Source organism: Neorhizobium populisoli, assembly GCF_019430945.1.
GTDB classification, from domain to species: Bacteria; Pseudomonadota; Alphaproteobacteria; order Rhizobiales; family Rhizobiaceae; genus Neorhizobium; species Neorhizobium populisoli.
In genome coordinates, this window is the sequence record NZ_JAHYCB010000003.1 from 175,396 (window position 1) to 193,316 (window position 17,921).

Consider the following 17,921-nt stretch of genomic DNA (forward strand, 5'->3'; position numbering starts at 1 on the left):
GCGTCAGCCGCAGCTCAGGCGCTTCTGTTCGCTGCTGACCTTGGCAAGCACCGCCTTGGACGCGCTCGGATAACGGCGCGTGACTTCCTTCAGCGTCGCGCAGGCAGTGTCGGTATTGTCCAGCTGCGCAAGCGACATGCCGAGTTTCAAGAGCATTTCCGGAGCCTTGGGCGACTTGCCGTAGGTCTGGTGGGCGTTGAGGAAGGTCTTGGCCGCCTCGTTGTATTTCTGCTGCGAATACTGCGCTTCGCCAAGCCAGAAATTCGCGTCCGCAATGCGGGTGCTTTTCGGATAGGCCTGGATGTAACCCGAGAATTCCTTCTCCGCGAGCGAATAGTCGCCGGAAAGAACGTGGTTATAGGCGGCCTGGTACGTATCGCTTTCGGAGCCGAGCGATGCGGTCTGCTGCGGATCCGGACGGCTCGGCGTCGCCGGCGTGTTGCCCTGCGGTCGTGCTCCGAGCTCCACACCCGGAAGTCCAGCGGAATTGTTGGCATTGTTGCGGTTGGCACCGCGCGGATTGCCGTTCTGGTCGAAATCCATCGAGCCGAGCGTGGTCGGCGGCGGAGCGGTGGTCGAGCCGCCCGTGTTCGCCCCGGCGCCGTTGTTGCCGGGCTGTTCGATAATACGTGCGACATCATCGGATGGCGCGGGCTGGGACGGAGAAGCGCCATTCGCGGCGGGAGGGCGGCTGGACGCCACGGCTGGTTGCCCAGCCGTGTCGCCCAGATCGCTTCTCTTCTTCTTTTCCAGATCCTGGAAACGGAATTCGTTGTCTTCCTGCGTCTTGCGGATTTGCTCCTGCATCTGCAGCAGCTGATAACTCATTTCCTCGATACGGCCGTTCAACTGCCGGATCTGTTCCTGGAGTTGCTGGTTACGAACGGCATCGTTGCTCTGCGCAAGAATCACCGGCGCCTCTTGCGGGGCGGCCGGAGCTTGCTGCACAGAACTCTGAGTGCCCTGGAAGAGTTTAGGCAGAGAGAAAGCCCCAGCCGGGGCGCTCGTCGCCATCAGCCCCAGCATCGCTGCCAAGACAATTTTCTTCATGAGTGTCCGTCCTGCTCGTTAAGTCTGCACCTGATTTGGTGCAGACAAGGATTTTTCTAATCTGCCGGCAAAAAGCAACCAAGCTCGCGATCAAAAATCCCACAAATCAGGGCCAAACTAAGGAAAAAACAAAAAGGCGGCCCAAAGACCGCCTTTTTTAATGCTCCGGTAATCTTCGCCCGCCGGGCGAAAGACCGAATTACATGCCGGCGCCGCCAAGAACCGTGACAGCGCGACGATTCTGTGACCAGCAGGAAATGTCGTCGCAAACGGCGACCGGACGTTCCTTGCCGTAGGAAATGGTCTTCATGCGGTTTGCCGGAACGCCGCGCGAAGCGAGGTATTCCTTGGTGGCGGCCGCACGGCGCGCACCGAGCGCCAGGTTGTATTCGCGGGTGCCGCGTTCGTCGGCATGGCCTTCGACCGTGATCGCGTAATTCGGGTAACGCTGCAGCCACTGTGCCTGGCGGTCGAGCGTCTGCTGGGCGTCTGCGCGAACCGAGGTCGAGTCGGTGTCGAAGAAGATGCGGTCGCCGACATTGACCGTGAAGTCCTGCTGCGAACCCGGAGGGCCACCGTTCTTGCCGTTCAGGCCAAGCTCGTTGGCATTGTTCGGCAGGTTGTTCTTGTTGGCGCAACCGGCAAGCGCCAAGGCCAGCGTGAGCGCGATGACGGCGGGATTGCGAGCGAGGGTCTGCATGCGGCTCATCGCCGGGGTATCGATGCGGCTCATGGCCGGTCTCTCCTTAGATCAGTAATTTTCAGAGTTGCCAGAATTACGGTTTCCAGACTCTAACCGGGCTCGGTTAACCATGCGCGAAGGGTTATGGTTAACAAACCCTTCCAAAGTGCCTATTTCCGCCCTTTCTCAGGAGAATGGGGCGGGAAAGAGGCGAAAACCGGCCCTATTCGAGAAGGGGCGACCAGGCAGGGTCGGAAGCGTAGGACGGCGTCTTGACCTGCAGCTCGTTGTAACCGGTCAGATCGATCGAATAAAGCTGCGGCCCACCGGCACCCGCCGCCTGGCGGAAGAACATCAGGACGCGCCCATTCGGTGCCCAGGTCGGGCCTTCGTTGTGGAAGCCGCTGGTCAGGATACGCTCGCCCGAACCGTCCGGCTTCATCACGCCGATCGAGAACTTGCCGCCCGACTGCTTGGTGAAAGCGATCAGGTCGCCGCGGGGAGACCAGACCGGCGTCGAATAGGAACCGTCGCCGAAGGAAATGCGCGTCTGGCCTGAGCCGTCGGCGTTCATGACGTAGATCTGCGGACGGCCGCCGCGGTCGCTTTCAAAGGCGATGCGTCCGCCATCCGGCGCATAGGAAGGCGACGTATCGATCGCCGAGGTGGAGGTCAGCCGCGTCGTGGTGCGCGAGCGCAGGTCCATCGTGTAGATGTTGGAATTGCCTTCCTGCTGAAGGCTCATGATGACCTTCTGGCCATCCGGCGAAAAGCGCGGCGAGAAGGTCATGCCCGGGAAATTGCCGACCACTTCGCGCTGCCCGGTTTCCAGCTGCAGCAGGTAGACGCGCGGCTGGTTGCCTTCGAAGGACATGTAGGTGACTTCCTGACGGCTCGGCGAGAAACGCGGCGTCAGAACGATATCCTTGGTATTGGTCAGCATGCGGACGTTGAAACCGTCCTGGTCCATGATCGCCAGATTGCGCTGGCGGGCATTCTTCGGGCCGCTTTCGGAAACGAAGACTACGCGGCTGTCGAAATAGCCGTTCTCGCCGGTGATCTGCTTGTAGATCGCATCAGCGATGATATGCGCGACGCGGCGCCAGTTTTCCGGCTGGGTGAAGAACTGCTGGCCGGTCATCTGCTGGCCGGCATAAGTGTCCCAAAGCCGGAATTCGGCACGCAGACGGCCATCGCCTTCCCGCGTGACGCGGCCGGTGACCAGCGCTTGGGCGTTGATGACCTTCCAGTCCTCGAAGCGCGGCGTCTTGCCGGGATCGGAAATCTTCTCGATGAAAGCCTGCTTGTTGATCGGCGCAAACAGACCCGAACGCTGCAGGTCGGCGGCGATCACCTGCGAAATCTGCGGCCCGAGTTCGTTGTTCGACAGGAAGTCCGTCACCGCGATCGGCAGCGGCTGAACGTTACCCTTGTTGATGTTGATCACGACTTCGGCACTGGCCGGGGTGGCGGCAACGAAGGCCGTCAACATCCCCGCAGCCACCATTACGGCGCGGAAAAAAGAGCTCTTGATCATATAAACAAGCCTTTCAGCTTAACACGAGAGTTTGGGCAGGTTCCGTTCGAACGGTTCCATACCTGCCGGCTCACAATGCGAACTCCGAAGGATCGAAGTTCAAAACCAAAACATTCCAGCCTTTTTCGCCTTCGTACTTGGCGGCAGGCAAATTCTTGAGCGGTGCCGACTTCATCAGCGCACGCTTGGTGCTGCCTTCGACGGCGCGACGGGTTCCTTCCGGACCGCCGGTCGCGGTGACTTCCGGCTCGCCGATAATGTTGCCCGACTGATCGAGCTGCACCCTGATCTTGACGCGGACTTCGGCAACGCCGGTCAGGCCGCCGACAAGCGCCCAGTTTCCTTGAATCTGGCCCTTGACGTTGTCGATCTCGCTGGAACTCAGGCCGGTGCCGATCGTCTTCGTATCGCCGCGCGAAGCGACCTGCGTCGAGCGCTTGGCGCCGCCGCCGGTGGCGTCCTGCTTGTTCAGCAGGGCGGCAATGTCGTTGGCGTTGAAATCGCTGGCCATGGAAGACGAAGACTTCGCCGTTTCCTGCTGCTTGCCTTCCTTCTTGTCGGATGGCTTCACGGATGCGGTCGTCTTGGCGTCGGTTTTTGGCGCGTCGGTAGGCTTGGCGGCAGCCACGTCAGGCTTTGCCGGCGTCGGCTTTTCGGCGGGCTTAGCCTGTTCCTTCGGCGGTTCCGGCGGCTTTGGCGGGGTCGGCTTGGCAATCGGCGTCGCGGTCTGCGGCGGCAGTTCGCCAGTCTCGGACGTATTTTCGCTCTGCACCGGCGCCGGTGTCGGCTTGGCGGCTTCCGGCTTCGGGGGCGTCGGCTCGGGTCTTGGCGGGGTCGGCTCAGGCTTCGGAAGCGGCGGGGTGATTTCCGGCTTCGGCTGCGGCAGGGCGGCAACCTCGGTCGGCTTAGGCGCCGTTTCTTCCTTGACGATATCCTTGACCTGGTTCTGGTCGGGCGTCGGAGTTGGCGTCGGCCGCTCGGTCGGCTTCGGGGCAGCCGTGACCTCCGTCGGCGTCGGCTTCGTCACCGGCGTCGGAGGCGTCTTCAGATCGACATTGTTCTCGCCCGCATTCTGGGCATTCTCGACGATCTTCTGATTTTTGGTTTCCTTCGGCGAAGGCTTGGTGCTCGGCGGCGCCTTCTTGTCACCCTGCTGGGTCTGGGTGATCGATTCCACCGGCACGATATCGACCGGCAGCGCTTCGACATCCGCGACTTCGAAAGACGCAGGGGCGCTGAGCGACACCAGGGCAAAACCTAGCGCCACCGTATGCAGAACCAGCGATGTGCCGAGACTGACCTTCATGGTGCTTCGATCACTTCGCCTGTTCCTGAAGCGTCACGAGGCCGATATTCTTGTAACCGGCGGCGGAAATGCGGGCCATGACCTTCATCACCATGCCATAGGCAGCGGTGGTGTCGCCGCGCACGTAGATACGTTCGTTATAGCCGGTCGTGGCGATCGCCTGCAGCTTCGGCACGACCTCTTCGAGGGCGATCGGCGTTTCCTGCAGATAGATTTCACCCTTCGGATTGACCGAGACGGTAATCGGCTGCGTATCGGAGTTCATCGCCTTCGCCTGCGTTTCCGGCAGGTCGATCGGCACGCCGACCGTCATCATCGGTGCGGCGACCATGAAGATGATCAAAAGCACGAGCATGACGTCGACGAGCGGCGTGACGTTGATTTCGCTGATCGCACCGCCGCGACGCCCGCCGCGCCTGCGACGACCGCCACCCGATGCCTTTGCTCCTCCGGCCGACATGCCCATGAAACGTTACTCCTTGAGACCGGACCGTTGTTACTGCGCTGCCTGGCGCGGCGCCTGCAGCTTTTCGTCGATCTGGCGCGACAGGATGGCCGAGAACTCGTCCGCAAAGCCTTCCATGCGGCCCGACAGCTTGCCGGCATCGCCCATGAACTTGTTGTAGGCGATAACCGCCGGAATAGCGGCCACGAGGCCGATCGCGGTGGCGAGCAGCGCTTCCGCGATACCCGGTGCAACGACCGCAAGATTGGTGGACTTCGAACCGGCAATCGCCTGGAACGAGGTCATGATACCGACGACGGTTCCGAAAAGGCCGATGAACGGACCGGCCGAACCGATCGTTGCCAGCGAACCGAGGCGAGCCTCATAGGTTTCCGCTTCGCGCGACATGGTGACGTCCATGGCCCGGTCGATACGCATCTGCAGGCCGATCGGCGAACGCGCGCCGCGCTCAAAACTCTTCTTCCACTCGCGCATTGCAGCCACGAAAATCGCCGCAAGGCCGTTGTTCTGGCGCTCGGCCAGCGAGCGGTACAATTCCTCAAGCGACTGGCCCGACCAGAAGACCTGTTCGAACTGGTCGAACTGGCGCTTGGCCTTGGCAAAATTGATATACTTGTCAATGACGATTGCCCAGGTCCAGACGGACGCGCCGAGAAGACCGATCATGACCAGCTTGACGACAAGACCGGCCTGCATGAACAGCGACCAAAGGCTCACTTCGCTCGCCGCTGCCGCCAAACCTACATGTTCCATCTATCCACTATCCCCGAATCCAAACGCCCGGCTTTGAAAGACCGGGCGGGTTCAAAAGCGCGCTTCCGCGAATATGTCTTGATCGCCGAATGCGCCCGCCTTAACCCACAGATGCCCTGAGTTTATAAGCTTTGGCTTCTCGCTTTCAATTTTGGTCAAAGGAAGGCGTGCGTTGCACAAATTCCTCTGTGGCCATTAAGACTACATTATCGTTAAAAATGCGTTACGGCGCTGCCTCGAAGATATCTGCCGGTACTGCACTTGCAATGGCAACGGGATTTGAACAAAGCTCGGCACGAGCGGAAACATCCCATCCGGCATATCTGGAGACGACATGAGACAAACCTTCGTGATTCTCCTGTTATTGCTCGCCGCCAATTCGGCTCATGGCGCCTCTTTCAGCTGCAAGGCGTCCCTCTCGCCCGATGAAAAAGTCGTCTGTCACGATCCCCTCATCTCGTCCCTCGATACGCGGCTCGGCGATGCCTATCTCGCAGCCAAGCAAGACGATCCGGAAACGGCGCTCCAGGCATCCCGGGACTTTCAGGCCGATCGCAAGAGCTGCGGCTCTGATCGCGCATGCGTTCTCGCGACCTATGTCGCGATTTTGGTAACGCTCAATGGTCCTGATGCTTTGCCGAAGGAGATTACCGCAGGATCGATCGCAGCCGGGCGAAAACTTCCCCTCACCGGCCTGCCAAACACACTCGGCAAATGCGTGAGCACGACTGTGACGGAAGTTCATCCACGTCTCGAGGGCAGCACGCCTCCAAAATCCGAGGATTTTGATAGCGGCACGGGCATCGAATTCGCGAACGATGGATACCAGGTTTCCTACGCGCGTGAGGAAGCGCTGATAAGCTCCAGGCCCGGTGACAAAGTTACCATGTGCCTGATTTCAATTCCGCATCGCTGCCCGCCCGATGACGACCGTGGCCGTGGTTACCTTACGACAAACCTGCGCACGGGACAGAGTTGGGCAATGGGCGATTCCCAGCATATATGCGGCGGCCAATAAGCCGCCGAAGGACCGTCAATCGGCTTGCTTGCCCAGAAACTTTTCCGCTATCGCCTCCGGCAGACGTCGCGGACGGCCATGTTTGTTGATGACGGCGATCACCACCTTGGCGGCGATCAGCAGCGTTTCACCACGGCGGATTTCCTGGTTCAGCACCATCTTTGCGCCGCCGGCCTTCTCCGTCACCGTCTGGATCGTCAGGATATCGTCCATGCGGGCCGGTTGCTTGAAGTCGATCTCCATGCGGTGAACGACGAAGACCAGGCCTTCCTCATCCGCGGAGAGAAGCGCACTCTGTTCGCAGCCCAGGCAGCGCAGATAGTCGGTGCGGCCACGCTCGAGGAAGTGCAGGTAACGGGCGTGATAGACCAGGCCGGAAAAATCGGTGTCCTCGTAATAGACCCGCTGCGCAAGCCGGTGGCCGCCCTCGATCAGATCGCCCGATAAAGAAAAATTGTGTCCTTGCATGGCCCTGCCCTAACCTCGATGCACATCCATGGCGTCTAAGCCGCAAGTGCAACCGGGCTTTCACTAGCAGGAAAGATAGCAAAGGCCAGCCGGAAACGCTCCGGCGGCCTTATCGCGGTCGGACAACATACGCCGGGATGCGCATCTACTGTTGATAACGCTGCATCCTGCCCTCCTGCTTGGAACGCTCGATCGCCCTCTTGTGCTCTTCAGCCCATTGCTGGCCGGGATCGCCGCCCCAGAGCAGCCAGGCGATATAGCCCGTCGACGGATTGTCGTCGTCGCCGAAATTGTCCGCGCGCTTGTCCGTCTTGTGGCGATGGAAATAGCTGACCATCTTGCGCACGGTCTTTTCCGAAAGCGGCTTGCGGTTGCGGATATCCTTGGCACGGGCGATGCCGAGCGTGGTGCCGCCGCGACGGAACCGGGCGCGCAGCTCAAGACCTTTTTCGGCAGCTTGGGCGACATCTGGCGGCGGGACATGGTCGATATACTGGTCAGACATGGGTCTTCTTCAGCTCCGACTGGCTTTTCAGGGCGCGATTGCCGTTTTCCTGTTTCACCAGAAAAGCAGGCTCCTTGGCATCCGGGTGCCGTTTGATCGCTTTACCCTTGATCTTGCGCTCGACGTCGTCGGTAAACTTTTCCGCGACTTTGCCTTCCGCTTTCGAGCGACCCCATTTCCATTCGACTTCGTTTCCGACTTCGATTTTCTGCATGGCGTTCTCCCTTCTCGGTTGAAAAACGAAGAAACGCGGAAAGATGTTCCAGAAGTCAGGTTTTAAGGTCGAGATCGCCATCTCGCCAGACGAGATGTTTCGGGGTCTCCGGCAGGTTCTCGATCTCTTCGGCAATGAAATAGGGCGGGATGTCGAGTTCCCTCAGCGCCGCACGGGTCGCGGGCGCCCATTTGAATTCGAGCTCATGCCCGTCCATTACCCGATGCACGATCTCGGTTGGATGGAAGGGAAAATGCTCCGGCAGTTCCATCTGATAATAGAGCCCGAATTCGTGCCAGTCGCGGTCCTCGTAATGAAAGAAGTTCTCGACCGACCAGAGCAGCCGCCCGACCTTCACCTCGACGCCGAGTTCCTCGATCATCTCGCGCTTCAGCGTTTCTTCCGACGTCTCGCCGATCTCCGCCCGCCCGCCGGGAAAGGTCCAGAACGGCTCATGCATCGCCCGATGCACCAGTACGTAACCGTTGCGAAACCCGAGGCCGGCAATGCGCATCTGGAATGCGTTCTTCGACTTGGTCTTGATGCGGATGCGCGTGCGGGCCATGGTCATCCCAGTTCGATCAGATTGATTTCCGGTGGCGACCCGAAACGGATCGGTAGGCCGGAACAGCCAAGGCCGCCGGACACGATCAGATCTTGACCATTTTCCGTAATGTGACCGTAGACATAACGCGACCCGTAACGGGACGGCACAACAGGTGCATATCCGAGAATCCGCACTTGGCCGCCGTGTGTATGACCGGAAAGCGTCAGCGAAATACGGGACGGAAGGCTGGGAAAAATGTCCGGCTCATGCGCCATGAGGATGATCGGCGCATCGTCAGTCACCTGTTTAAGGGTTCCGCCCAGATCGTCTCGGCCTTGAGCCCAGCGCCCGGACCTGCGCCTCGGCAGGATAGCGATCTGATCCTCCAGCCCTGCAAGCCAGAAAGGATGTCCGTCTTTTTCCAGCCGGATCGCCCGATTGCTGTAAACGGGGATGCCGGCGCGCTCCAGCGCGGCGCGCGCAAACGGCGCATCGGACGTTCCGCTCTGGGCAGCGTCATCCTGCCACCAGTCATGATTACCGAGTACCGCATGAACCCCGAGCGGCGCTTTCAACACTGTCAGCGCTTCTGCCCATGCATCCGGCGCCACCCGATCGGTGATGAGCCGCATGCCCGTGACAAAATCGCCGAGCAGGCAGATGATATCCGGCTCCAGCTCGTTTGCCATTCGGCAGATCGATGCAATACGATCGGCCGGCATCCAGGGTTCGCAAGCGTGAAAATCCGTGAGCACAACAACACGAAGCTTCAATCCCGGCGTCCACCTGCGGGGTGTCAACGCGTATCGGGTTGTCACCAGACGAACCAACGGCTCGGCCACGGCATAACCGCCGAGCGCCATCAGTGCCGCGAAGCCTCCGCCCAGCGTCTTCAGAAACCCGCGACGGGATATCACTCAGTCATCCTCGAGACTCATCCGGAACTGCGCCGCTTCCAGATCCTTGGGCGGCTGTAGTCCAAGGTGTTTCCACGCATTTGCGGTCAAAACACGGCCACGCGGCGTGCGCTGGATGAAACCCTGCTGGATCATATAGGGCTCGATAATATCCTCGATCGCGTCGCGCGGTTCCGAAAGCCCCGCCGCAATCGTCTCGATGCCCACTGGACCGCCGCCGAAATTCACGGCGATCATGTTGAGATACCGTTTGTCGAGCTGGTCGAGACCCATATTGTCGACGAGCAACCTCGTCAGCGCCTCGTCGGCGATCTCCCTGGTGACGGCTTCCGCCTTCGCCACTTCGGCAAAATCGCGCACCCGCCGCAACAGGCGGCCGGCAATGCGCGGCGTGCCACGCGCACGTCGGGCGATCTCGCGGGCGCCGTCATCGGTCATGCCGAGCCCCATCAGCCGCGCGCCGCGCCGGACTATCAGCTCGAGTTCTTCGACGGTATAAAACGACAGGCGCACCGGAATGCCGAAACGATCGCGCAGCGGCGTGGTCAGGAGACCAAGCCGCGTCGTTGCCGCGACCAGCGTGAATTTCGACAGATCGATCTTTACCGAGCGTGCGGCAGGCCCCTCGCCGATAATCAGGTCGAGCTGAAAATCCTCCATGGCCGGATAGAGGATTTCCTCGACCGCCGGATTGAGGCGGTGGATTTCGTCGATGAAGAGCACGTCTCGTTCTTCGAGATTGGTGAGAAGCGCCGCAAGGTCGCCGGCCTTGGCGATGACCGGGCCGGAAGTGGAGCGGAAATTGACCCCGAGCTCCTTCGCCATGATCTGCGCCAGCGTCGTCTTGCCGAGGCCCGGCGGACCGACGAACAGCACATGGTCCAGCGCCTCTCCGCGCCCCTTCGCCGCTTCGATGAAAATCTTCAGGTTGGCGCGCGCTTCCGCCTGGCCGGTGAATTCGTCTAGCGACTGGGGCCGCAGCGTCACATCCAGATCTTCGCCCCGCTTTTCAGCGGAAATCAGGCGGGCGGGTTCGGTCATAAGGGTATTTCCGTTCGAAACTCGATTTCAGTCATACACGACGTATCGTGGATTCGCAGCCGTGATCGCTTTACCGCGCCAATTCCTTCAACCCCAGCCGGATCAGCTTGGCGCTATCGGCTCCCTCCCCGCCGTTCTTCAAGGCCGCGGCAACCGCGTTGGCGGCCTGATCGCGGGAATAGCCAAGGTTGGTGAGGGCCGAAACGGCATCTGCCACCGGTGCGGAGGCGACACCCTCGCCGATCTCCTGCTTGAGACCGAGATTGGCGGACGCTTCGCCGGCGAATGCCGGAGCCTTGTTCTTCAATTCTGTGACGAGGCGCATCGCCACCTTCGGACCGACGCCCGGCGCACGTGAGATGGACGTCTTGTCTTGCAGCGCGATCGCATTGGCGAGTTCAGAGGGCGTCAGGGTCGAAAGCACAGCAAGCGCCACCTTCGCACCCACGCCCTGCACGCTCTGCAGAAGGTTGAACCATTCCCGCTCCAGGGCGCTGAGGAAGCCAAAGAGCTTGAACTGGTCCTCGCGCACATAGGTCTCGATATAGAGAATGATCGCCTCGCCCACCGAACCCATTTTCGAAAGCGCCCGCGACGAGCAGAAGACTTCGTAACAGACGCCATGAACATCGACGAGCACATGGTCGTCGCCGATCTCGTCAATGGTGCCTTTGAGCTTGCCGATCATGAAATGCGTCCGTGTTAAAGGGGATGGGTTTCGGGAGAGATGATGTCGAGTGATGGGAAATATGCCCGGTAACGGGCTGCATCGCGGGTCAGGAGACGATGGGAGCGGATAAGCGCATGTGCGCCTATCAGAAAATCGGGCAGGGTCCGATCTCGTAGGCCGCCGGCGCGCCTGTATTGCATATGTGCCATTCCGGCCCGGTATGCAGCAGGAAACGGCAGTGCTTCACGCACGAGGTTCAGCCTGGCCAGCGTGAAGGCCAACTCGTCCTCGCTCGGCGCCATGCTGGAAAGCTCCGCCCAGACGATCGGTGTCAGGATGAACTGCGATTCCTCCTTGAGCGCCAGAATGGTGTCGGAGGACCATTTCTTGAATTGCGTCTCCGGCCCGAAGACATCGATGAAAACGTTGGTATCAACGAGAACCGAGATCATCGCGCGGTCCTCTCAGAAACTCCATGAACTCATCCGTCGTCATGCCGCCGGTATCGAACGTGCCGGACCTGCTTTTCAGCCACGTCTCGAAGTCGTCCTTGGAAGGAGCATGATCCCCGCTCGACACAACCACGAGCCTTGCCCCCTTCTCGTCCGCAACGAAATCCACCTCAGAGCCCGGTCCGATATTCAATCGGTCGCGGATTTCCTTCGGGATCGTAACCTGGCCTTTTTCGGTGACACGCATGGTAATACCTCTCAGGTATTACCTAATCTCCGAAACGGAACAAGTCAAGAACAAATTAGCCGGCGAGTGCCTGCCGCATGCGGTGGCCGCCGCGATTATGGGCGTGGCAGATAGCGATGGCGAGCGCGTCTGCCGCGTCGTTGCCCTTGAATTCAGCCTTCGGCATCAGGATCTTCAGCATCATGTGGATCTGCTGCTTTTCACCATGGCCGACGCCGATGACCGACTTCTTGACGGCATTCGGCGCATATTCCGAAACGGGAAGGCCCGCCCGCGCTGGCACCAGCATGACCACGCCTCTCGCCTGACCGAGCTTCAGCGTCGCGACGGCGTCCTTGTTGACGAAAGTCTGCTCGACCGCCGCTTCGTGCGGCTGATAGGCATGCACCACCTCGGCGAGCCCGTCATGCAGCTGGCAGAGACGGGAAGCGAGATCCATGTCCCCGTCCGAGGTCACAGTGCCGGACGCGACAAAGCGCAGGCTGTTACCAAGCGTTTCGATAACACCCCAACCGGTGCGCCGAAGCCCCGGGTCGATGCCGATAATGCGAATCGTCTGTGTCATGCGTGCACTCTATCCTCTGACCACCATCAGTGCCACGAGAATGTGAACAAACCGAAAACGCTATCGAGTCGCTCTTTACCTTTCGTTTACCACGACGGGAAGCTTTGCCCTGCCTCACCCGGCCCGGAAGCAACGCCGGACGGGCTCGCGCGTTGGATTTTCACGGCTGGAACGCGATGCGAGGAGGCAGTCATGTCCAACACTCATCACTCCCTTTCCCTAAAGGTGGCAGGGTTTGTCCTGATACAGAATGGGATATTTGCCGCCTTGCTCTTTTACTCTGCCAAGGATGCGACCCCGCTGCAGACGTCGTTCATCATCGGTGTCCTGTTTCTCTCGGCGCTGGTAACGATCATGCTTGCCGGCCGCACGCTGGGTGCGCTGAAAACGCTGACTGGTGATCTGTCCGGGCTCGCGGATGGCAACTCGATCGCCCCCGAACATCTTCAGCGAAAGGATGAGATCGGCGAGATTGCCCGCGAACTGGAACGCCTTTCCCACGAAAACCTTGCCCGCCTCGTCGAGGACGACCAGGAGCGTGACAAGCGCAACCAGCAGACCGCGGAGCGCGACGATCAGCATGCCCGCGAACTTAAGGCCGCCAATCGACGGGTAAGTGCGCTGAAAGAGGTCGTGGATGCGGTCGATCACGCCATGCGGCGGTTTGCAGCCGGAGACCTGCGCAGCCGGCTCGACATGAGCTTTCCGGAGGAATTCGAAGGCCTGCGCGCGGATTTCAATCACGCCATGACCTCGCTCCAGGACAAGCTCGACAGGATCGAGAACGGCACCCATCTGCTCCATTCCACTTGCGCGGATCTGAAAAGCGATTCCGCCTCGGCAATGCACGGAAGCCTGCGGCAAAGTTCGATACTGGCGAAGACGGTTGCCGATATTGGATCGCTCGCCGAGACTCTGCGGATGCGCAAGATGCAGGCGGAGCATACCGCCAATATTGCCTATAATGCGCGGATCGATATCCGCCGGCCAAAAGAGGTGATGAATACGGCAACCGAGGCTGTCGCCCGTGTGCAGGATGCGTCTCTCAGGATCGAGCCCGTCGCCGAACTCATGCGGAAGATCGCCTTCGAGACCAACATACTGGCCATGAACGCCGGCATTGAGGCCGCACATGACGAAAGCCGGCTCGCCGACGGTGCAACGGATATGATCGTCGCAAGCTTCCGCGCGCTTGCGGAAGAGACTGCAGAGGTCGCACGGGAAATTTCTCTCCTGTCACGGCAGTCAGCGGAAGCTGCAGAACACGGCAGCCGGTCTATCGATAAGGCTGAAGCCGAACTCGACGCGATGGTGATCTATGCCGATGCCCTGAAGGGGCATCTGGATACGATCGCTGCAAGCTCCTCCGAAGAGATCGAGAAGGTCGCCGCTGTCAGACTGTCGATCCTGTCGCTCGCCAAGAACGGCCGGGACCAGAGCATTGCATTGGATGCCCTTGCCGTTCGGGCCGACCGCATTATGCGGGAGATCGGCGCGCTCGATCATCACGCCGGCCGCTTCACTCCCGTCACGGTCTTGACGCAGGGCAGCATCACCATGCCAGGCACCGTGACGCGGCCGAAACGAGGCTCGCACCTGCGATTGGTGAAATAATCAGGCGAACGGTAGCAAAGCCGGAGGCAGGTCCTGCGCGAACCCTTTACAATAGCGCATTCGGAAGGGGTCGTATTTTTGGACACGACTGCCTAAATAGGTGAGGCACTCCATCACCTATTTCTTCAGGACCTGCCGATGATCCCCTTTTCCATTCTCGATCTTTCGCCGATCGGCGAAGGTTATTCGGTGCGCGAAGCGCTCGATCAGTCTCGCCGCCTCGCCATCAAGGCCGAGGAAGAGGGCTATAAGCGGCTCTGGCTTGCCGAGCATCACGGCATGCCGGGCATTGCCAGCGCCGCCACATCCATCGTCATCGGCCATGTGGGCGCAGCCACGAAAACGATTCGCGTCGGTTCTGGCGGCATCATGCTTCCCAACCATTCGCCACTGGTGATCGCCGAGCAGTTCGGCACGCTGGAAGCGCTTCTGCCCGGCCGCGTCGATCTTGGCCTCGGCCGAGCTCCCGGAACCGACATGCGCACCGCCAGCGCACTGCGCCGTAATCTTGAGGCCGGCGCCGAAAGCTTCCCCCACGACATTCTCGAACTGCAGCGCCTTCTGGGCACACCGGAGCCGAACCAGGGCCTGCTCGCAGTGCCAGGCATGGAGGCCAACGTACCGATCTGGCTGCTGGGATCGAGCATCTACAGCGCCCACCTAGCCGCGGCACTCGGCCTGCCTTATGCCTTCGCCTCGCATTTCGCACCCGACATGCTGATGGAGGCGATCGCCATTTACCGCGACCGCTTTCAGCCGTCGCTGACACTGGACAAGCCCTATGTGATGGTCGGCGTCATGGGCGTCGCAGCCGACACGGATGAGGAAGCGCAGAAGCTCTTCACCTCGTCGCAACAGCAGTTCGTCAATCTGCGAAAGAACGTCCGCACCCGCTTCCCGAAACCGATCGACAGCATGGAAGGTTTCTGGACGCCGATGGAAAAGATGAATGTGGAACATACCCTGCGCTATGCAGCCGTCGGTTCCGTGCAGACCGTCGAGGCTCACCTGAAGGAATTCCTCGGAGAGACGGAGGCCGACGAGCTGATCGTTTCCATGCCGATCCACGATATCGAAACGCGGCTGCGTTCGGTGGAACTGTTCGCCAGCCTGCCCATGATGGAGCGGCAAGCACTCACAACCTAAGCGATAGTATGCGTCACAAGAGTTTCACCGGCCGGATTTACCCTTTGTTAAGTCCGGCCAACGTGGAGTTTTCAACGTGACAGACGCAACTGCTTCCAGTTCTCATGCTTCCTCCAATTATCATCCCCTCGAACATCGCAGCTCCCTCGGCAAGGTTTTCCTGCCGATTTTCCTGATCGTCATTCTCGGGGGCCTCGGCTATGTCGGCTATGCGCTGTCGCAGGATCTCGAAGTCGCGACTTCGGTTCCGTGGGCCCTGCTCGGTCTTGCCCTGCTGATCGCGCTGGGCTTTGAATTCGTCAACGGTTTCCACGACACGGCAAACGCTGTCGCCACCGTCATCTACACCCGCTCCATGCCGGCCGAACTCGCCGTCATCTGGTCCGGTTTCTTCAACTTCCTCGGCGTTCTCATGTCCAGCGGTGCGGTCGCCTTCGGCATCCTGGCACTGCTGCCGGTCGAGCTCATCCTGCAAGTCGGTTCCGGATCCGGCCTCGCCATGGTCTTCGCCCTGCTGCTCGCCGCGATCATCTGGAACCTCGGCACCTGGTATCTCGGCCTGCCGTCGTCTTCGTCGCACACGCTGATCGGCTCGATCATCGGCGTCGGCCTCGCCAACCAGTTCCTCGCTCCGCAGGGCACCGCGACAAGCGGCGTCGACTGGTCGCAGGCGACCAGCATCGGCACCTCGCTGCTCGTCTCGCCGGTCGTCGGCTTCGGCCTCGCCGCCATCCTGCTGCTGGTCATGAAGGTTCTCGTCCGCAACAAGGCGCTTTACGAGGAGCCGAAAGGCAATAAGCCGCCGCCATGGTGGATCCGCGGCCTTCTCATCTTCACCTGCACCGGCGTTTCCTTTGCGCACGGTTCCAACGACGGCCAGAAGGGCATGGGTCTCATCATGCTCATCCTCATCGGCCTCGTGCCGACCGCATTTGCGCTGAACCGCACGCCCGATGCCAAATACGTGCAGGCTTACCTGCAGGCATCGAGCGCCGTCGAAACCTCTCTGCAGAAATATGCAAAGCCCGGCGTTACCGTGACAGATGCCAAGGCGGAGGTCTCCAGCGCCGTCAAGAACAAGACCTGGAACGACCAGACGACGGTTGCTCTCCAGCAATTCATTCATTCGTCGAGCGACCAGATTTCGAAATTCCCGACGCTCGAAGCCGTGCCCACTTCGCTGGTCGGCAACATGCGTAACGACGTCTACCTGATCGGCGAGGCGCTGAAGCTCATCGACAAGAACAAGCTCCTGCCGATGCAGGGCGCCGATCTCGATGCGGTGAAGGCCTATCACGGCGCTGTCGACAACGCGACGAAGTTCATCCCCCTTTGGGTGAAGGTCGCTGTGGCGCTCGCTCTTGGCCTCGGCACCATGGTCGGCTGGAAGCGCATCGTCGTCACCGTCGGCGAAAAGATCGGCAAGACCCACCTGACCTACGGCCAGGGCGCCTCGGCGGAAATGGTCGCGATGATCACCATCGGCGCTGCAGACCATCTCGGCCTGCCGGTCTCCACCACCCACGTGCTTTCGTCCGGTGTGGCCGGGACGATGGCGGCGAACGGCTCGGGACTTCAGTGGTCGACGGTGCGCAACATGCTGCTCGCCTGGGTGCTGACCCTTCCCGCCTCGATCGCGATCTCGTTCGTGCTGTTCGTCGCGCTGCGTCAGCTGTTCTGATCGTTCGCGGCGTTGCCCCTCACCCTAACCCTCTCCCCGCTCGCGGGGAGAGGGAACGTGCCCAGCTCAACGGTTGAGATTGCCGAAAGCATCGAGGCATATGTCCTTCTCCCCGCAAGCGGGGAGAAGGTGGCGGCAGCCGGATGAGGGGCAGCCACAAACTCCCAAAAACAAAAAAACGGCACCGCAATCGCGGTGCCGTTTCTATTTCATCCAACCCTCGAAAAATCAGGCCGAAAGCTTGGCCATGACTTCTTCGGAAACTTCGAAGTTCGAATAGACGTTCTGCACGTCGTCGTCGTCTTCCAGGGTGTCGATCAGCCTCAGGATCGACTGGGCGCGTTCTTCGTCCACTTCGATCGTGTTCTGCGGCTTCCAGATCGACTTGACGCTTTCGGCTTCGCCGAGCACGGCTTCCAGAGCCTTGGAGACTTCGCCCAGATCCTCAAAACCGCAGAGGATGACATGGCCGTTTTCGTCGCTGGCAACGTCCTCGGCACCGGCCTCGATCGCCGCTTCCATGACCTTGTCCGCATCTCCAGCGCCCGGCTTGTAGGTGATCTCACCCAGCCGGTCGAAGGAGAACGACACCGAACCGGTTTCTCCGAGTGCACCGCCGGCCTTGGCAAAGGTCGAGCGAACGACGGAAGCGGTACGGTTGCGGTTGTCGGTCAGCGCTTCGACGATGACCGCCGTGCCGCCCGGACCGTAACCCTCGTAACGGATGTATTCGTAATTTTCGCCGTCGGCACCGGACGCCTTCTTGATGGCGCGGTCGATATTGTCCTTCGGCATGGACTGCGCCTTGGCGTTCTGGACGGCCAGGCGAAGCGCCGCGTTCATGTTCGGGTCGGGAAGACCGGTTTTTGCCGCAACGGTGATTTCGCGAGCGAGCTTGGAGAACATCTTCGAACGGATGCCGTCCTGCTTGCCCTTGCGGTGCATGATGTTTTTGAACTGTGAATGGCCAGCCATGGCACCCCTGTAACGCTTTAGCTTGTTTGGGAATGGGGCCTTATAATTTCGAAGCCGCAGCCGTTCA

Annotated in this window: 21 protein-coding genes; 4 read left to right on the top strand and 17 right to left on the bottom strand. The window is 60.4% G+C overall.

All coding sequences use genetic code 11. From position 1 onward, the window contains the following. Positions 1 to 3: 3 nt before the first annotated feature. From ybgF to tolQ, 6 genes are all read right to left on the bottom strand, one after another. Positions 4 to 1,050, bottom strand: coding sequence for a tol-pal system protein YbgF (gene ybgF, locus KX729_RS08680; RefSeq protein WP_219742043.1), 1,047 nt, complete (start codon positions 1,048 to 1,050; stop codon positions 4 to 6). Between the two features lie 199 nt (positions 1,051 to 1,249). Then, entirely contained in the window at positions 1,250 to 1,783 is a 534-nt protein-coding gene (gene pal / locus KX729_RS08685; protein WP_219742044.1) for a peptidoglycan-associated lipoprotein Pal, read from the bottom strand. Positions 1,784 to 1,955: 172 nt separating this feature from the next. Continuing rightward, entirely contained in the window at positions 1,956 to 3,269 is a 1,314-nt protein-coding gene (gene tolB / locus KX729_RS08690) for a Tol-Pal system beta propeller repeat protein TolB (RefSeq protein ID WP_219742045.1), read from the bottom strand. 70 nt (positions 3,270 to 3,339) lie between these two features. Beyond that, entirely contained in the window at positions 3,340 to 4,575 is a 1,236-nt protein-coding gene (gene tolA, locus KX729_RS08695; RefSeq protein WP_219742046.1) for a cell envelope integrity protein TolA, read from the bottom strand. A gap of 10 nt (positions 4,576 to 4,585) precedes the next feature. Then, positions 4,586 to 5,041 (bottom strand): protein TolR, encoded by a 456-nt coding sequence (gene tolR / locus KX729_RS08700; protein WP_219742047.1) that lies wholly within the window; start codon positions 5,039 to 5,041, stop codon positions 4,586 to 4,588. Positions 5,042 to 5,071: 30 nt separating this feature from the next. Then, positions 5,072 to 5,794, bottom strand: a complete 723-nt coding sequence (gene tolQ, locus KX729_RS08705) for a protein TolQ (RefSeq protein WP_219742048.1) — start codon at positions 5,792 to 5,794, stop codon at positions 5,072 to 5,074. Between the two features lie 334 nt (positions 5,795 to 6,128). Between tolQ and KX729_RS08710 the strand changes: the two genes are divergently transcribed. Continuing rightward, entirely contained in the window at positions 6,129 to 6,812 is a 684-nt protein-coding gene (locus KX729_RS08710) for a lysozyme inhibitor LprI family protein (RefSeq protein ID WP_219742049.1), read from the top strand. A 15-nt stretch (positions 6,813 to 6,827) separates the two neighbouring features. Here the strand turns inward: KX729_RS08710 and ybgC are convergent, their stop codons facing one another. From ybgC to ruvC, 10 genes are all read right to left on the bottom strand, one after another. Continuing rightward, positions 6,828 to 7,280 carry a tol-pal system-associated acyl-CoA thioesterase gene (gene ybgC, locus KX729_RS08715; RefSeq protein ID WP_219742050.1) on the bottom strand — a complete coding sequence of 151 codons (453 nt, stop codon included), beginning with the start codon at positions 7,278 to 7,280 and terminating at the stop codon, positions 6,828 to 6,830. A 145-nt stretch (positions 7,281 to 7,425) separates the two neighbouring features. Next, a complete protein-coding gene (locus KX729_RS08720; protein WP_219742051.1) occupies positions 7,426 to 7,785 on the bottom strand; it encodes a hypothetical protein in 360 nt (119 codons plus the stop codon). After that, positions 7,778 to 7,999 carry a hypervirulence associated TUDOR domain-containing protein gene (locus tag KX729_RS08725; protein WP_219742052.1) on the bottom strand — a complete coding sequence of 74 codons (222 nt, stop codon included), beginning with the start codon at positions 7,997 to 7,999 and terminating at the stop codon, positions 7,778 to 7,780. Before KX729_RS08725 ends, KX729_RS08720 begins: the two co-directional genes overlap by 8 nt. A gap of 55 nt (positions 8,000 to 8,054) precedes the next feature. Next, positions 8,055 to 8,570 (bottom strand): NUDIX hydrolase, encoded by a 516-nt coding sequence (locus KX729_RS08730; protein WP_219742053.1) that lies wholly within the window; start codon positions 8,568 to 8,570, stop codon positions 8,055 to 8,057. Further along, positions 8,567 to 9,463, bottom strand: a complete 897-nt coding sequence (locus KX729_RS08735; RefSeq protein WP_219742054.1) for a metallophosphoesterase — start codon at positions 9,461 to 9,463, stop codon at positions 8,567 to 8,569. The genes KX729_RS08730 and KX729_RS08735 overlap by 4 nt, the downstream gene beginning before the upstream one ends. Then, positions 9,464 to 10,504: a Holliday junction branch migration DNA helicase RuvB gene (ruvB, locus tag KX729_RS08740; RefSeq protein WP_219742055.1), complete on the bottom strand. Its 1,041-nt coding sequence runs from the start codon at positions 10,502 to 10,504 to the stop codon at positions 9,464 to 9,466. A gap of 70 nt (positions 10,505 to 10,574) precedes the next feature. After that, positions 10,575 to 11,192, bottom strand: coding sequence for a Holliday junction branch migration protein RuvA (gene ruvA, locus KX729_RS08745; protein ID WP_219742056.1), 618 nt, complete (start codon positions 11,190 to 11,192; stop codon positions 10,575 to 10,577). 14 nt (positions 11,193 to 11,206) lie between these two features. After that, positions 11,207 to 11,626, bottom strand: a complete 420-nt coding sequence (locus KX729_RS08750; protein WP_219742057.1) for a type II toxin-antitoxin system VapC family toxin — start codon at positions 11,624 to 11,626, stop codon at positions 11,207 to 11,209. Then, complete coding sequence (locus KX729_RS08755; protein ID WP_219742058.1) at positions 11,607 to 11,873, bottom strand: AbrB/MazE/SpoVT family DNA-binding domain-containing protein; 267 nt, start codon at positions 11,871 to 11,873, stop codon at positions 11,607 to 11,609. The genes KX729_RS08750 and KX729_RS08755 overlap by 20 nt, the downstream gene beginning before the upstream one ends. A gap of 55 nt (positions 11,874 to 11,928) precedes the next feature. Continuing rightward, on the bottom strand, positions 11,929 to 12,438 hold the full coding sequence (gene ruvC / locus KX729_RS08760) for a crossover junction endodeoxyribonuclease RuvC (RefSeq protein WP_219742059.1): 510 nt from the start codon (positions 12,436 to 12,438) through the stop codon (positions 11,929 to 11,931). A gap of 192 nt (positions 12,439 to 12,630) precedes the next feature. Here ruvC and KX729_RS08765 point away from each other — a divergent pair, with 192 nt between their 5' ends. The 3 genes from KX729_RS08765 to KX729_RS08775 all read left to right on the top strand — a co-directional run bounded on the left by KX729_RS08765 (position 12,631) and on the right by KX729_RS08775 (position 16,879). Continuing rightward, the gene (locus KX729_RS08765; RefSeq protein ID WP_219742060.1) at positions 12,631 to 14,052 is read left to right on the top strand and encodes a methyl-accepting chemotaxis protein; all 1,422 of its coding nucleotides are present in this window, start codon (positions 12,631 to 12,633) and stop codon (positions 14,050 to 14,052) included. A 138-nt stretch (positions 14,053 to 14,190) separates the two neighbouring features. Then, a complete protein-coding gene (locus KX729_RS08770) occupies positions 14,191 to 15,198 on the top strand; it encodes an LLM class flavin-dependent oxidoreductase (RefSeq protein WP_219742061.1) in 1,008 nt (335 codons plus the stop codon). A gap of 76 nt (positions 15,199 to 15,274) precedes the next feature. Then, the gene (locus KX729_RS08775; protein WP_219742062.1) at positions 15,275 to 16,879 is read left to right on the top strand and encodes an inorganic phosphate transporter; all 1,605 of its coding nucleotides are present in this window, start codon (positions 15,275 to 15,277) and stop codon (positions 16,877 to 16,879) included. Positions 16,880 to 17,107: 228 nt separating this feature from the next. Here KX729_RS08775 and KX729_RS08780 read toward each other — a convergent pair whose 3' ends face one another. Continuing rightward, positions 17,108 to 17,854: a YebC/PmpR family DNA-binding transcriptional regulator gene (locus KX729_RS08780; protein ID WP_219742063.1), complete on the bottom strand. Its 747-nt coding sequence runs from the start codon at positions 17,852 to 17,854 to the stop codon at positions 17,108 to 17,110. Positions 17,855 to 17,921 lie beyond the last annotated feature (67 nt).

Excerpts from the sequence above, each read along its gene's own strand:
- ybgF (WP_219742043.1), bottom strand. The coding sequence starts at position 1,050 with ATGAAGAAAATTGTCTTGGCAGCGATGCTGGGGCTGATGGCGACGAGC.
- pal (WP_219742044.1), bottom strand. The coding sequence starts at position 1,783 with ATGAGCCGCATCGATACCCCGGCGATGAGCCGCATGCAGACCCTCGCT.
- tolB (WP_219742045.1), bottom strand. The coding sequence starts at position 3,269 with ATGATCAAGAGCTCTTTTTTCCGCGCCGTAATGGTGGCTGCGGGGATG.
- tolA (WP_219742046.1), bottom strand. The coding sequence starts at position 4,575 with ATGAAGGTCAGTCTCGGCACATCGCTGGTTCTGCATACGGTGGCGCTA.
- tolR (WP_219742047.1), bottom strand. The coding sequence starts at position 5,041 with ATGGGCATGTCGGCCGGAGGAGCAAAGGCATCGGGTGGCGGTCGTCGC.
- tolQ (WP_219742048.1), bottom strand. The coding sequence starts at position 5,794 with ATGGAACATGTAGGTTTGGCGGCAGCGGCGAGCGAAGTGAGCCTTTGG.
- KX729_RS08710 (WP_219742049.1), top strand. The coding sequence starts at position 6,129 with ATGAGACAAACCTTCGTGATTCTCCTGTTATTGCTCGCCGCCAATTCG.
- ybgC (WP_219742050.1), bottom strand. The coding sequence starts at position 7,280 with ATGCAAGGACACAATTTTTCTTTATCGGGCGATCTGATCGAGGGCGGC.
- KX729_RS08720 (WP_219742051.1), bottom strand. The coding sequence starts at position 7,785 with ATGTCTGACCAGTATATCGACCATGTCCCGCCGCCAGATGTCGCCCAA.
- KX729_RS08725 (WP_219742052.1), bottom strand. The coding sequence starts at position 7,999 with ATGCAGAAAATCGAAGTCGGAAACGAAGTCGAATGGAAATGGGGTCGC.
- KX729_RS08730 (WP_219742053.1), bottom strand. The coding sequence starts at position 8,570 with ATGACCATGGCCCGCACGCGCATCCGCATCAAGACCAAGTCGAAGAAC.
- ruvB (WP_219742055.1), bottom strand. The coding sequence starts at position 10,504 with ATGACCGAACCCGCCCGCCTGATTTCCGCTGAAAAGCGGGGCGAAGAT.
- ruvA (WP_219742056.1), bottom strand. The coding sequence starts at position 11,192 with ATGATCGGCAAGCTCAAAGGCACCATTGACGAGATCGGCGACGACCAT.
- KX729_RS08750 (WP_219742057.1), bottom strand. The coding sequence starts at position 11,626 with ATGATCTCGGTTCTCGTTGATACCAACGTTTTCATCGATGTCTTCGGG.
- KX729_RS08755 (WP_219742058.1), bottom strand. The coding sequence starts at position 11,873 with ATGCGTGTCACCGAAAAAGGCCAGGTTACGATCCCGAAGGAAATCCGC.
- ruvC (WP_219742059.1), bottom strand. The coding sequence starts at position 12,438 with ATGACACAGACGATTCGCATTATCGGCATCGACCCGGGGCTTCGGCGC.
- KX729_RS08765 (WP_219742060.1), top strand. The coding sequence starts at position 12,631 with ATGTCCAACACTCATCACTCCCTTTCCCTAAAGGTGGCAGGGTTTGTC.
- KX729_RS08770 (WP_219742061.1), top strand. The coding sequence starts at position 14,191 with ATGATCCCCTTTTCCATTCTCGATCTTTCGCCGATCGGCGAAGGTTAT.
- KX729_RS08780 (WP_219742063.1), bottom strand. The coding sequence starts at position 17,854 with ATGGCTGGCCATTCACAGTTCAAAAACATCATGCACCGCAAGGGCAAG.